This window comes from Kitasatospora sp. NPDC001225, from assembly GCF_053597855.1.
The window spans coordinates 35,700-49,385 of sequence record NZ_JBSFJC010000022.1 but is presented as its reverse complement, the minus strand read 5'-3'; the positions used below and the strand labels follow the sequence as shown (position 1 = coordinate 49,385).

Sequence of the window (13,686 nt, the reverse complement as noted above, 5' to 3'; positions counted from 1 at the left end):
CCGCCTCCGCACCCCAGGGCCCTTCGGCCCGCCCGTCCGGGGCCGCTGGGCCCGAGTTCCCGGCCCCCGACCGGGACCTCCCGACCGCGCGACCGGGACCTCCTGTCCGCTCGGCCACCGCCTGCCGTCCGCGCGTACGCCGCCTCCTGACCGGCCGTCGGGCCGCCTCCCGCGACCGCGCCGCCCGCTCGGGCCGCGCTCGCCGCGGCGCTGAGCCCCGGTCGAGAACCGCCGGAACGCGCCCCTCCCCACCGCCCCGCGCACCCGTCCGGCGGCGCCCCGCGCGCCGTCCGTCCGCCCGGTCCGGCCGGCCCCCGCCACCCGGCCCGACCTGCCGGAACGCCGTCCGAACAGCCGTACGAAACCCCCCGTCGATCCCAGCTTCCGGCACCCCGGTTGTGCGGCCGATGTGACCGAAGCCGGTCGATTCCGTGGCCTTCAGCGCCGATCGGCCGTCAAGTAGCCTGCGCCCACCACCGCACGGCCCCCACCACCTGCTACACCGCCGCACTGCCGCCGCCCACGCCCCGGAGGTACGCCGATGCCCCTGGCCCAGCCCGCCACCCCCACCCGGCTGCGCTTCGCCGTCCTCGGCCCGCTCACCGGCGAGGCCGGCGGCCGCCCGCTGGCCCTCGGCCCGCTGAAGCAGCGGCTGGTCCTGGCCGTCCTGCTGAGCCGCGCCAACACCGCCGTCCCGGTCGACCTGCTCACCGACGCGGTCTGGCCCGAGGAGCCGCCGCGCACCGCCCGGAAGAACCTCCAGGTCTACATCTGCACCCTGCGCACCCTGCTCGGCCGCGAGGAGGGGCCCGACCGGCTGTCGCACTCGGCCGCCGGCTACCTGCTGCGGGTCGCCGAGCCCGAGCTGGACCTGCTCCGGTTCCGGGCCCTCGCCCGGGCCGGCCGGGCCGCCGCCGACGGCGGGGCGCTCGCCCCCGCCGCCCGGCTGCTGCGCCAGGCCCTCGACCTCTGGCAGGGCCCGCCGCTCGCCGACCTGCGCCGCTCCCCCGCCGTCGCGGCGGAGGCCGACCGGCTGGAGGCCCGCTGCCTGGGTGTCCACGAGGACTGGGCGGAGACCGAGTTGGAGCTCGGCAACGCCGGCGCCGTCGCCGAGGACCTGGCCGAACTCGCCGAGCGCCACCCGCTGCGCGAGCGCCTCCAGGCCGCCCGGATGAACGCCCTCCACCTCTCCGGCCGGCAGGCCGAGGCGCTCGCCGTCTACGACACCCACCGCCAGCTGCTCGCCCGGGAGTTGGGCCTGGAGCCGAGCCCCGCGCTGACCGCCCGCTACCGCGAACTGCTGGCCCGCGGCCGCTCCCTGCCCACCGCAGCCCGCCCGGACCGCGGCACCGGCCCGGGCGGCTCCCTGCTGCCCGCCGACACCGCCGACTTCACCGGAAGAACCGACGAACTACGCCAGCTCGTCGACGAGTTGGGCTCCGGCGGCGGACGCGTCGCGGTGCTCACCGGCCCGGCCGGCAGCGGCAAGACCGCGCTCGCCGTACACGCCGGCCACCTGCTCGCCGACCGCTTCCCGGACGGCCGGGTACTGGTCCGGCTGCGCACCGAGGACGGTGCCGCGCGCCCGCTGCCCGAGGTGCTCGCCGAACTCGCCGCCCTCACCGGCCGCCCGGCCGACCGGACCGGCCCCGGCCCCGCCGACCCGGCCCAGCCCGACACCGCCCGGGCCGACACCGCCCGGGCCGCCGCGCTCTGGCGCGCCTCGCTCGCCGGCCGCCGGCTGCTGCTGGTCCTGGACGACGCCCCCGGCGAGGCCGTGGTCCGCGAGCTGCTGCCGGGCTTCGGCCCGAGCGCCGTCCTGGTCACCTCCCGCGGCCAGCTGGCCGGCCTCGCCTCGGTGCGCCGCATCGCCGTCCCGCCGCTCGCCCCCGCCGAGGCCCTGGACCTGCTCGGCCGCATCGTCGGCACCGGCCGGACCGGCGCCGACCGCGCGGCCGCAGCCCGGATCGCGGCCGCCTGCGGGCTGCTGCCGCTCGCCATACGGGTCGCGGGCACCCGGCTGGCCGTGCTGCGCCACCTCCCGCTGGCCGAGTATGCGGCCCGGCTGGAGGACCCGGCGGGCGCCCTGGACGAGCTGGTCGCCGGGGACGTCACCGTCCGGGCCCGGCTGGACTCCGGCTGGCGCGACCTCACCGACCAGGGCCGGCTCGCCCTCGCCCGGCTCGCCGCCCTGCCGCTCGCCCTGCTCTTCACCCTCCCGGAGGCCGCCGCCGCCCTCGGCCGGCCCGAGCGGCTCGCCCTGCGCACCCTGGAGGCGCTCACCGACACCGGGGCGGTCACCTCCCCCACCGGCGAGGTCACCGCCCACGCCGCGCTGTACGCCCTGCCCCGGCTGACCCATCTGCACGCCCGGGAGCGGGCGGTGCGGACCGCCGTCGGGGCACCGCAGACCGCCGTCGCGGCGCCCGCGCGGTCCCCGGAACCCGTGTGACAGCCCCGGGCCCCGCTCACCCCAGGGTCAGCAGGTCCAGCACGTCCGCCCGCTCCGCCCCGCGCCCCTCCGTCAGCCCGGACAGCGCCAGCAGCACCCCGGCCGCGCCCGTGTGCAGGTCCGCCGAGAAACGGCGCAGCCGCATCCCGGGCACCAGCAGCCCCTCCGGCCGGGCCACCAGGTGCCACTGGAGCCTGCCCACCTGCCCGAGCACCGCCTCCCGGGCCGGCGCCCCGCCCAGCCGGTCCAGCGCCAGCGTCAGCCCGACCCGGCCCCGGAACAGCCCCGGCTCCCGGATGAACCCGGGCGCGCAGACCTTCCGCACATCGGCCAGGAAGGCCTCCCCGCCCGGCAGTTCGCCGTGCTCCAGGTACTCCCGCAGCACCAGCGCGATCCCGCTGCTGCCCCGGTCCAGGTAGGCCAGCCTGCGCCCGGACTCCAGCACCTGCGCGGACCCGTCGGGCACCCGGACGCACCGCGCCACCGCCCGCTCCAGCGCCACCCGCCCGGAGTCCAGCAGCCACCGCTCCCCGGTCCGCCGGTACAGCCGCAGCTGGAGCAGCGCGACGCCCGCCAGCCCGTACAGCAGCCCGGCGGCCTCGGGCTCGTCCAGCCCGGGCACCGACCCGCCGCCCAGCACCGCGGCCAACTCCCGTGCGTCGTCCAGCGCGTGGACCAGCTCCCGGGGGCTGTCCAGCGCGTCCGCCAGCCGCAGCCGGGCGAGCGCCGCGCCGGCCCGGCCGCCGAACAGGCCCGCCGCGCGCGCCGGGAGGGCGGTACGGGCGCGCCCGGCCAGCTCCTCGGCCGCCTCCGTCCGGCCGATCCGGGCCAGCGCCAGCGCGATGCCGAGCGGCCCGTCGTACAGCCCGTCGGCGGCCGGGCGGTCGGCCCGCCGGCGCACCGCCGCGACCAGCCAGTCCGCGTACTCCTGCGGCCAGTCGGCCCCGGCGCGGTGCAGCGCGTACAGCACCCCGGCCGCGCCGTGCGACACGCCCGTCCCGCCGTCGGCGAAGCCGGCCACGTCCCCGGGGAAGAGCCGGTCCGGGCGGTCCGGAGTGGCGCCCGCGTGGATGCCCGCGACCAGCTCCCGGCACACCGGGTCGAGCGAGGGCCCGGCCAGCAGCTCCCGGCCGCGCCGCTCGCTCGCCGACTCCACCCGTGCCACCGCCGCGGGCCGCACCGGCCCCTCCTCCGGCCCCAGTCCGAACCACTCCCGCGCCCGCCGTTCCAGCGCCGGGAGCTTGCCCGGGTCGCAGTCGGCGAGCTCCATCACCGGCATCAGCAGCATCAGCCAGGTGGCCCACAGCAGGTAGCGGTCGGCCTCGGCGCCGCCCAGCCCCGGCGGGACGTGCTGCCCGGCGGCGCCGGCCGTCGGCACCCGCCGGTCGTCCAGCTCGGCCGCGTACTCGAAGTCCACCAGCACCACCGACCCGTCCGGCCGGAGCACCACGTTGGCCGGGTGGAGGTCCCCGAACCGCACGCCCCGCGCGTGCAGGGCGTCGAGCGCCTCCGCCAGCCCGTCCACCACCCCGCCCACCCACCGCGCGTACGCGGCGCGCTGCTCGGCGGTGCAGTTCTGGTGCACCAGCGGGTAGCGCCGGATCGCCTCGGCGAACAGCTGGACGCCCTCGATGTGCTCCTGCACCAGGAAGGTGTGCTCCCACACCGTGCGCACCTCGTGCAGCCGGGGCACGCACGCCAGCCCGGCCAGCCGCTCCAGCGCCCACCGCTCGCGCCGCAGCCGGGTCAGGGCGTCCGCCCCGGTGCCGTCCAGCCCGGCGTACGGGCGGGCCTCGCGCAGCACCACCCGCTCGCCCGTGCCGTGCTTCTCGGCCAGGTAGATCCCGCCCGCGTTGGAGACCTGGAGCACCTCGACGATCCGGTACGGCAGCTCCCCGCCGGCCGCCTCCCGGGCGGCCAGGTGCGGGCGCAGCGCCGCCGGCGGCTCGACCCAGGCGGGCAGCCGGAACGCCGGCTCGCGCGGGTCCGGCACCAGCGCGCCGGCCGGGTCCCGCAGGGCCGGGACGGTCCTGCCCCGCGCGTCCCGGCACCAGAGCTCGACGAAGGCCCCGTAGCGGGCGTACACCGGGGCGTCGCCGATCCGCAGGTCGGTGAGCACGTACGGCCCGGGGAAGCCCGCCAGCGCCTCGGCCAACTCCTCCGCCAGGGAGAGGAACTCGCCGTCCGTGGCCGGGTAGACGGTGACGAACTTGCCGCTGCCGCCGCGCCCCGCGTACTTGCCGTTGGCCACCCGCAGCGCCGCCGGGCTGCGCAGGAACTTGAACGCCACCCGGCGGGCGGTGCAGATCCCCGCGACGACGGCCAGCGTCCGCTCGGCGCCGTCCTGCGCCGCCGACACGTGCAGCTTCCAGCCCTGCTCGGGCAGGCGGCCGCCGTCGGGCCGCAGCACCGTCCACAGCCCGCGCTGCTCCCGCCGCCAGCCCTCGGGCGGCTCGCCGAGGCCCAGCGGGTAGCGGCTGTCCCCGTCCCGCAGCCGTCCGGGGGTGTCGTAGTACGTCGGGTCGGCGAGGCAGTAGAGCTGGGTCTCGTGGACGTCGGCCATCGTGGGCCTCCTGTTCCGAAGTCTTCCGGGGTCGTCCGGGAGCGGGCGGTGCGGCGGCGGGCGGTGCGTCAGACGGCGGGGCTGAGCACCGGTCCGCGCCGCACCGGCGGCGCCCAGGTGACCACGGCCGCGCAGAGCGCGATGGCGAGGGCCAGCAGGGCGAAGGTCCGGGTGCCGCCGAGCGAGCCGAGCAGGACGCCGCCGACCAGCGGGCCGAACGGCTGGACCAGGGTGGACAGGAAGCCGGCCGCGCTCTGCACCCGGCCGATCCGGTCGGGCGGCGCGGCGGTCAGCATGCCGGAGACGAAGCCGATGCTGGCGACGGTGGACAGGCACATGCAGACGGCGCAGAGCAGCCCGATCACCAGCGGGGCCCTGGTCAGCACCAGCACCCCGGCGGTGAGCGCGCAGGCCCAGCAGGCGAGCGCGACCAGGCTGCCGTCGCGGGCCCGGGCGGCGAGCCTCGGGGCGAGCAGCGCGCCGGCCAGGGCACCGGCCGCGGTGCAGGAGACGACGGTGCCGCCGCCGAGGCCGGAGCGGCCGCCGTCGGAGGCGACGGCCAGGGTGGTGAACATCAGCGCGCTGAACGCGAAGTTCATCCCGAGGCCGAAGACCAGCAGCAGGGTGCGCAGGTAGGGCCGGTGCCAGAGGAAGGCCAGTCCGGCGGTCAGTTCGGCCCGGCTGAACGCCGGTCCGCCCGTCGTGGCGGGCTTCGCGCGGGTCCGGATCAGCGCCACGCAGACGGTGGACAGCAGCAGGCCGACGCCCTCGGCGAGGAACGGCAGCACCGGGTGCCAGGCGAACAGCGCCCCGCCGCCGAGCGGTCCGGCCAGCCGGGCGGCGGCGCCGCGCGCCTGCATCCGGGAGGAGGCCTCGCGGGCCTGCCCGGTGGGCACCACCGCGCGCAGCAGGGCGCCGGCGGCCGGCCCGTAGACGCTGGAGATCAACGCCCCGGCGGCGGCGACCAGCAGCACCAGCGGCAGCGGGGTGTGCCCGCGCAGCACCGCGACGACCAGGGCGGCGACCGCGAGCAGGCTGAGGACGTCGCAGATCCGCATCAGCCGGCGCCGCTCGATCCGGTCGGCGAGCACCCCGCCGGGCAGCGTGGTGATCAGCAGCGCGCCGACCGAGACGGTGCCGATGGCGCCCGCCCGGGCCGCCGACCCGGTCTCCCGCAGGACCAGCAACGGCAGGGCGATCGAGGCGAGTTGGGAGCCGAGGGAGGCCAGCAGGCCGCCGGCCCAGAGCAGCCGGAAGTCCCGGTTGCGGGAGAGCGGGGTGGGGTCCATGGCCGTCCTCCGTGGTCGGCGGGGGCACCCGGGGGTGCGGATCGGGCCGGGGCGGCCCCGTCTCGGCGGGACCGCCCCGGAAGCCTTGCGGTGACCGAAATGCCGGTGGCCGGTGACCGGTGAACCAGCGACCGGGAACCGGCGGCCGGTGACCGGGTGTCGGCGGCCGGGGGCGGCGGTGCGTCCGCCCCCGCGCACGGCCCGGTGTCCGGGCTCCGGTCAGACCGTGGTCTCGGCGCCGTGGACGTAGCTGATCAGGCTGAAGCAGAGGCCGTCCGAGGACTCGCTCAGGACCTTCATCGCCTGGAGGTCCAGGATGTTGGCGACGTGCGCCTCGACCTCCGGGGTCTCCTCGCCGCTCTCGCCGACGTTCTGCTGCTCCATGTTCTCGGCCATGGTCGAACTCCCTTCCGCACGGGGGTGGTTACGGCTCCGGCGGGCGGCTGCCCGCCGTTGCCGACCACCGTGGCCCGAGCCGCCTGCGCCCGGCTTCGGGGCCGGTTGGAAACCGGTATGGCCGCAGGTCGGAGCGGCCGCGCCGGCCCGCCGGGCCCCGGGCGGGCCCGCCCGGGAGGCTGCCGCACCCCGTCCCACCTGCGGCCATACCGCCTACCAGGCGTTCCCGAACCGGGCCCGAAGCCGCGCCCGCGACCCTGGCCCGGAACGCTCGCGCCCCCGTACCACCGCCCCGCCGCGCACGCCCCGCACCACCGGCCGGCCCGCACCACCGGGCCGCGCCAACCGCCCTGCCGCGCACACCCGTTCCGCTTCGCCGCGCACGCCCCGCACCGCGAAGGACGACCGAAGGACGGCCACCATGCCCTGCCCACTCTGCGCCCAACTCGTCGGCACCAACGACCAGTTCTGCCCCTCCTGCGGCACCCCCCGGGCCGCCGCCCTCGACCTGGCCGCCGAGGAGCGCAAGCTGGTCACGGTGGTCTTCTGCGACCTGGTCGACTCCACCGCCCTGTCCGGCGCGCTCGACCCGGAGACCCTGCGCGAGGTGGTCCTGCGCTACTTCGAGCGGATGCACCGCCGGATCGAGGCGCACGGCGGCACCCTGGAGAAGTTCATCGGGGACGCCGTGATGGCCGTCTTCGGCGTCCCGGTGATCCGCGAGGACGACGCCCACCGGGCGCTGGCCGCCGCGCTCGCCATGCTGGAGGACGTGGAGGACCTCAACACCGAGCTGGACGCCACCCTCGGCGTCCGACTGGACGTCCGGATCGGTGTCAACACCGGCCAGGTGGTGGCGGGTTCGGACGCCTCGGCGCGCCAGGCGCTGATCTCCGGCGAGACCGTGAACATCGCGGCCCGGCTGCAGACCCGGGCCGCCCCCGGCCAGGTGCTGATCGGCCCGCAGACGCTGCGCGCGGCCGGCCCGGCCGCCCAGGTGGACGAGGTCGGCCCGCTGCACCTCAAGGGCAAGGCCGAGCCGGTCACCGCCTACCGCCTGGTCGGCCTCGACGAGGACGACCCGGAGCTGCTGCGTCGCTTCGACGTCCCGCTGGTCGGCCGGGAGCGCGAACTGGCCCTGCTGGACGCCGCGTTGGCCCGGGTGGCGGGCGGCCAGGGGGCCGAGCTGCTGCTGGTGGCCGGCGAGGCGGGCATCGGCAAGACCCGGCTGGTGCGCGACTGGCGCGAGCGGGTCGGCCGGCGCACCGCGCGCTGCGGCACCGCCCGCTGCCGCAGCTTCGGCGGGCAGGGCGTGCTGGCGCCGCTCGCCGAGGCGGTCCGGACCCTGCTGGACGAGCCCGAGGGCGCCGCCCCCGCCGAGGCGCTGGCCCGGCTGGACGAGGCGACGGCGCCGGGCATCGACGCCGGCCGCTCGCTGGAGCTGCTGGCCGCGATCCTGCGCGGCCGCACCGTCGAGCGCCCGGCCGTCCTGGTCCTGGACGACTGCCAGTGGGCCGGCCCGGTGCTGCTGGACGCCGTCGAGCGGCTGGCCGCCGAACTCGGCGCGGCCCCCGTGCTGCTGCTCTGCCTGACCCGCCCCGAGCTCCCGGCCGCCCGCCCGGAGCTGCCGACGCTGCCGGTCGGCGGCCTGTCCTGGGACGAATCCGCCCTGCTGGCCGCCCAATTGACCGAGCTGAGCGCCCACCAGGACGCGGTGCCCACCAGGCTGCTGGAGCGCGCCGAGGGCAACCCGCTGCACCTGGAGGAGCTGCTGGCCGCCCTCACCGAGACCGAGGGCCCCGCGCTGACGGACGAACTGCCGCCCACCGGACGGGCGCTGCTCAGCGCCCAGATCGACGGGCTGGAGCGCGACGAGCGCGCCACCCTCGACCTCGCCGCCGTCCTCGGCCGCGCCTTCACCGCCGCCGAACTCGCCGAACTCGCCCACGGCGGCAGCGACCAGGACGCCTTCGCCGACCCGCAGGACGACGTCTTCACCGGCCCGATCGACGGCCTGCCGGCCGGCCCGTCCACCTGGGTCGACGACACCCCGCCGCGGCTGCACGCCGCGCTGGCCCGGCTGGCCGAGCTGCGGCTGGTCGAACCGACCGGCACCGGCTACCGGTTCAGCAGCGGCCTGGTCCAGGAGTCGGTCTACCAGTCCATGTCCAAGCGGGCCCGCGCCGAGCGCCACGAGCGCGCCGCCGACCTGCCGGCCGTCCGCTCCACCGGGGACGCCGCCGTCGGCGGCCACCTGGAGCGCGCCCACCGCTACCGGCTGGAACTCGGCCTGCTGGACACCCGCACCGACGTGCTGCGCACCCGCGCGGCCACCGCCCTCGGCACCGCCGGGGCCGGTGCGCTGGCCCGCGCCGACCTGCCCGCCGCCACCGACCTGCTGGAGCGCGCGGTGCGGCTGCACTACCCGGGCGAGCGCGCCACCGGCCCGGTGCTGCGCCGCCTCGGCGAGGCCCGGCTGGCGCTCGGCCGCGCCGAGGAGGCGCTGCCCGTCCTCGCCCAGGTGCGGGACGCGGCCGCCGACCCGCTGGACGCCGCGCACGCCCGGCTCGCGCTGGCCGCCCGCGGCCTGCCGCCCGGCCAGGACCAGCCCGCCGCGACCGCCCGCGCCGTGCTGCCGCTGTTCACCGACACCGGGGACGACCTCGGCCAGGCCCGGGCCGGGCTGCGGCTGGCCGAGGAGCACCTGCTGGCCGGCCGCCACACCGAGGCCGAGCAGTTGCTGGACCGGGCGCTCGGCCAGGTCTCCCGCACCGACGCCGAGCTGGACCGGGCCGCCGTGCTGGCCGCGCTGGCCGCCTCGCTGCTGGCCGGCCCCGAGCCCGTCCCGAACGCGACCTTCCGGCTGCGCGCCCTGCTCGCCGAGCACGGCACCGGCCGGCGGACCGTCCGGGTCGCGCTGAACGGCCCGCTGGCCGTCCTGCTGGCGCTGCGCGACCGCCCCGAGGAGGCCGAGCTGCTGCTCGCCGAGGCCAACGGCCTGGCCGGGGAGCTGTCGCTGGCCGAGGCGATGATCGCGCTGCCCGCGCTGACCGCCCAGGCGGCGGCCGCGCTCGGGCAGGGCGGCCAGGCGCTGGACCTGCTCGCCGACGCCGCCGAGATCGCCCGCCACCAGGGCAGCGCCGCCCCGCTGCCGCGCCTCGCCCTGACCACCGCCCGGGTCCTGCTGGACACCGACCGCCCGGCCCAGGCCGCCCGGCACCTGGACGGCGCGGACGCCGTCGCCGCGCTGCCTCCGGTGCTCGCGATCGAGCTGGCCGCGCTGCGCGGCCGGCTCGCCGCCGCCCGGGGCGAGGCCGCGCCGGCGCTGGACCTGACCGCCGCCGCCCTGTCCGCCGCCGAGGCCACCGAGTCGCTGCTGCTCCAGGCGCTGACCGCGCTCGACCGGGCGCACGCCCTGCTGCTGCTCGACCGCCCCGCCGAGGCCGCGGCGGCCGCCGCCACCGCCCGGGACCGGTTCGCCGCCAAGGGCCACCTGCCGGGCGTTCGGCGCGCCGAGCGGCTCGGGGGCACCCGGTGAGCGGCCCGGCCGGCCTCACCTGGAGCCTGCGCGACCGCACCCCCGCCGACCTCCCGGTGCTCGCCGACGCCGTCGCCAGCGACGCCGGGGCATCCGACGCCGGGGGCACCGGCAAGGGCGTCCGGGTCTGCGTGGTCGACTCCGGGATCGAGCCCGACCACCCGCTGGTCGGGCCGGTGCAGGGCTCCTGGGCGGTGGTCAAGGACCCGGTCACCCGGGAGCTGACCGTCCGCCCCGACAGCGCCGGCGACACCTGCGGGCACGGCACCGCCTGCGCGGGCATCATCCGCCGCACCGCCCCGGACTGCGAGCTCTACAGCGTCCGGGTCCTCGGCGAGCGCTTCACCGGCACCGGCGACATGCTGATCGCCGGGCTGCGCTGGGCCGTCGGGCAGGGCTTCGACGTGGTCAACCTCAGCCTCTCCACCACCCGGACCCGCTTCCTGGAGCAGCTGCACGCGATCGCCGACGACGCCTTCTTCGCCCGCACCGCGATCGTCGCCTCCGCCCACAACACCCCGGTGGAGAGCTACCCGTGGCGCTTCTCCTCGGTCATCTCGGTGGGCAGCCACCAGGAGGAGGACCCGGAGCTGCACCTGTACAACCCGGCGCCGCCGGTGGAGTTCTTCGCCCCCGGCCAGAACGTCCGGGTGCCCTGGCTCGGCGGCGCCACCATCCGCACCACCGGCAACAGCTTCGCGACCCCGTACGTGGCCGGGCTCTGCGCCCGCATCCTGTCCCGGCGGCCGAGGCTGACCACCTTCCAGCTGAAGAGCGCGCTCTACCTCACCGCGGCCAACGTCCAGGTCCCTTCCACCCCCACCCCGGAGGCGCCCGATGACCCTCAGCACTGACCCCGCCGTCGACCCGCTGGCCCGCGAGCTGCTCCAGTCCGTGGTGGACGTCGCCCGGGCGATCTTCGGCGCCCAGGCCGGCTCGGTGTGCCTGCTCGACGAGGCGGCCGGGGAGCTGGTCTTCCAGGCCGTCTCCGGCCGGGGCGAGGAGTCGCTGGTGGGCCGCCGCTTCCCGGCCGGCCGGGGGATCGCCGGCTGGGTGGCCGCCTCGGGCGAGCCGATGGTGGTGGACGACCTGGGCGCCAACCGCACCTTCGACCGGGACTTCGCCGAGTCCACCGCGTACGTCCCGACCGCCCTGATGGCCGCCCCGCTCACCCACGGCAGCCGGGTGCTCGGCGTCCTGGAGGTGCTGGACCCGGCCCCGCAGGCCCGCGCCAGCCTGCCCGAGCTGGACCTGCTGGCCATGTTCGCCCGTCAGGCCGCCGCCGCCCTGCGGGTGATCGCCGAGCGCTCCCCCGCCCCGGAGGCGGCCCCCGACCGGGCCGCCGCCCTCGGTCTGCTCGCCGACCTGGAGGAGCTGCTGCGCCGTCAGCCCTGACCGGGCGCGCCGTCCAGCCGGGCGAGCTGCCCGCGCTCCAGCGCCGCGTACACCGCGCCGTCCGGGGCGACGGCGATGCCGTGCGGCTCGGCGCCCCCGCCCGGGAGGGGGTGGCCGCCGAGCCGCCCGTCCGGGCCGAGCACCCCGATCCGGCCGGCGCCCCACTCGGTGAACCAGAGCCGGCCGTCCGGCCCGGCCGCGATCGCGTGCGGGCGGGCCGCGCGGTCGGCCAGCGGGTACTCGGTCACCTCGCCGTCCACGGTGATCCGCCCGACCAGCCCGCCGCCGATGCCGACGTACCAGAGCGCGCCGTCCGTCCCGGCGGTGATGCCGACCGGCGCGGTGCCCCCGGTGGGCAGCCCGTGGACGGTCACCCGGCCGTCCACGGTGATCCGGGCGACGGCGTCGGCCTGGTTGAGCGTGCACCACAGCGCCCCGTCCGGCCCGGCCGTGATCAGCGACGGGAAGGCCCCGGCGAGCGGCAGCGGGAACTCCGTGACCTCACCGGCCACGGTGATCCGCCCGATCCGGCCGGCGTTCAGCTCGGTGAACCAGAGCGCCCCGTCGGGCCCGGCGGCGATCCCGTACGGCCCGGCCTCCTCCGTCGGCAGCGCGTAGGACGTCGCCGTCCCGTCCACGGTGATCCGACCGATCCGGTGGTCCCGCATCCGGCTGAACCAGAGCGCCCCGTCCGGCCCCGCCGTGATCACCGCGGGCCCGCACTCCGGCGCGCCGAGGCCGAAGCGCTCGACCGTCCCGTCCGCGGCCAGCCGCCCGATCTCCCCGGCGTGCACCAGGGTGAACCACACGCCCCCGTCGGGCCCCACGGCCACCCCGTACGGCCCGGCCCCCGCCTCGGCCACCTCGAACAGCTCCACGCAACCCCTCCGCATCACTATCGCGACTTAAATCGCATTAGTGATGCTCGCACAACGGTTCACGACCCGGCAACCGACTTCTCCCGCGCGTCCGGGTCCCCCCGCAGCACCGAGATGACGCCCATCACGGCGGCGCAGACCGGCACCGCGAGCAGGGCGCCGATGATCCCGGCGATGCCCGAGCCGGCCACCACGGCGACCATGATGGTGGCCGGATGCAGCTCCACCGTCCGGCTCTGGATGACCGGCTGGAGGACGTTGCCCTCGATCATCTGCACCGCGAGCACCACGCCCAGCGCCCAGAGCGCCGTACCGAACCCGCCGTCGGCGAGCGCCACCAGCACGGCCACCGTGCCGGACAGGAAGGCCCCGACGAAGGGGATGTAGGCGCCCATGAAGACCAGCGCGCCGAGCCCGGGCGCGCCCGGCACCCCGAGGGCGATCAGGCCGATGGTGATGAAGCCCGCGTCGATCAGCGCGATCAGGGTGGTGCCCCGCATGAACCCGGCCATCGCGTCGAAGGCCCGCTCCGCGCAGGCGATCACCGTCGTGGCGCTGCGCTCGGGCAGGTAGGAGCGGATGGCGTCGCCGGTGCGGTGGCCGTCCCGGAGGAAGAAGAACACCAGGGCCAGCGCCAGCACCCCGCCGGTGATCAGCTGGGTGAGCAGGCCGAGCCCGGAGAGCACGCCGTTGGTGAGGGTGGAGACCAGCGAGTTGGTCTCGCCCTTGGCGTTGTCCAGGCCGTGCCGGATCTTCGCCCCCAGCGGGCCCAGCCAGTCGGCCAGCCGCTGCCCGGCCTCCTGGAGCGAGGAGGCGATCTGCGGGGCGCTGTGCACCAGCGAGTTGACCAGCAGCGCGATCACCCCGCTGACCGCGACCACCAGCACCACGCAGGTCAGCCCGGCCGCCAGGCTCCGGCTCACGCCCCGGCCCACCAGCCACGGCACCACCGGGTAGAGCAGCGAGGCCCCGAGCAGCGCCAGGACGAACGGCACGGTCGCGGCCCGCAGTTCGACCAGCGCGAAGACCACCAGCGAGGCGACGGCGATCAGCAGGATCACCGCCACCGACCAGGCCGCCGCCTGCCGCAGCCCGGGCGGCAGCATCAGGTACGGCCTGCGGTCGTCCGGCTGCCGCTGCTCGCCGGGCGCGCGCTCCACGGACACGGCCACCTC

Annotated in this window: 8 protein-coding genes and 1 pseudogene; 4 read left to right on the top strand and 5 right to left on the bottom strand. The window is 77.8% G+C overall.

Annotation, left to right across the window (positions count from 1 at the left end; all coding sequences use genetic code 11):
* The first annotated feature begins 541 nt into the window (after positions 1-541).
* Entirely contained in the window at positions 542-2,452 is a 1,911-nt protein-coding gene (locus tag ACWDCZ_RS10365; protein ID WP_449815722.1) for a BTAD domain-containing putative transcriptional regulator, read from the top strand.
* A gap of 16 nt (positions 2,453-2,468) precedes the next feature.
* Here ACWDCZ_RS10365 and lanKC read toward each other — a convergent pair whose 3' ends face one another.
* The 3 genes and pseudogenes from lanKC to ACWDCZ_RS10350 form a co-directional block, all read right to left on the bottom strand.
* On the bottom strand, positions 2,469-5,015 hold the full coding sequence (gene lanKC, locus ACWDCZ_RS10360; protein WP_449815721.1) for a class III lanthionine synthetase LanKC: 2,547 nt from the start codon (positions 5,013-5,015) through the stop codon (positions 2,469-2,471).
* Positions 4,978-6,304 (bottom strand): annotated as a pseudogene (locus ACWDCZ_RS10355) (MFS transporter); the annotation flags it as partial. The pseudogene ACWDCZ_RS10355 and the gene lanKC, both read right to left, overlap by 38 nt.
* A 219-nt stretch (positions 6,305-6,523) precedes the next feature.
* Positions 6,524-6,700: a hypothetical protein gene (locus ACWDCZ_RS10350; RefSeq protein WP_158077737.1), complete on the bottom strand. Its 177-nt coding sequence runs from the start codon at positions 6,698-6,700 to the stop codon at positions 6,524-6,526.
* 421 nt (positions 6,701-7,121) lie between these two features.
* Between ACWDCZ_RS10350 and ACWDCZ_RS10345 the strand changes: the two genes are divergently transcribed.
* From ACWDCZ_RS10345 to ACWDCZ_RS10335, 3 genes are read left to right on the top strand one after another with little or no spacing between them, the layout of a single operon-like run.
* Positions 7,122-10,238 (top strand): adenylate/guanylate cyclase domain-containing protein, encoded by a 3,117-nt coding sequence (locus ACWDCZ_RS10345; protein ID WP_449815720.1) that lies wholly within the window; start codon positions 7,122-7,124, stop codon positions 10,236-10,238.
* Entirely contained in the window at positions 10,235-11,092 is an 858-nt protein-coding gene (locus tag ACWDCZ_RS10340) for a S8 family peptidase (protein WP_375873655.1), read from the top strand. The genes ACWDCZ_RS10345 and ACWDCZ_RS10340 overlap by 4 nt, the downstream gene beginning before the upstream one ends.
* Positions 11,076-11,633, top strand: a complete 558-nt coding sequence (locus ACWDCZ_RS10335; RefSeq protein WP_449815719.1) for a GAF domain-containing protein — start codon at positions 11,076-11,078, stop codon at positions 11,631-11,633. The genes ACWDCZ_RS10340 and ACWDCZ_RS10335 overlap by 17 nt, the downstream gene beginning before the upstream one ends.
* Here ACWDCZ_RS10335 and ACWDCZ_RS10330 read toward each other — a convergent pair.
* A complete protein-coding gene (locus tag ACWDCZ_RS10330) occupies positions 11,624-12,526 on the bottom strand; it encodes a virginiamycin B lyase family protein (protein ID WP_449815737.1) in 903 nt (300 codons plus the stop codon). The two genes, ACWDCZ_RS10335 and ACWDCZ_RS10330, sit on opposite strands and share 10 nt — an antisense overlap.
* A gap of 44 nt (positions 12,527-12,570) precedes the next feature.
* On the bottom strand, positions 12,571-13,677 hold the full coding sequence (locus tag ACWDCZ_RS10325) for an AI-2E family transporter (RefSeq protein WP_449815718.1): 1,107 nt from the start codon (positions 13,675-13,677) through the stop codon (positions 12,571-12,573).
* Positions 13,678-13,686 lie beyond the last annotated feature (9 nt).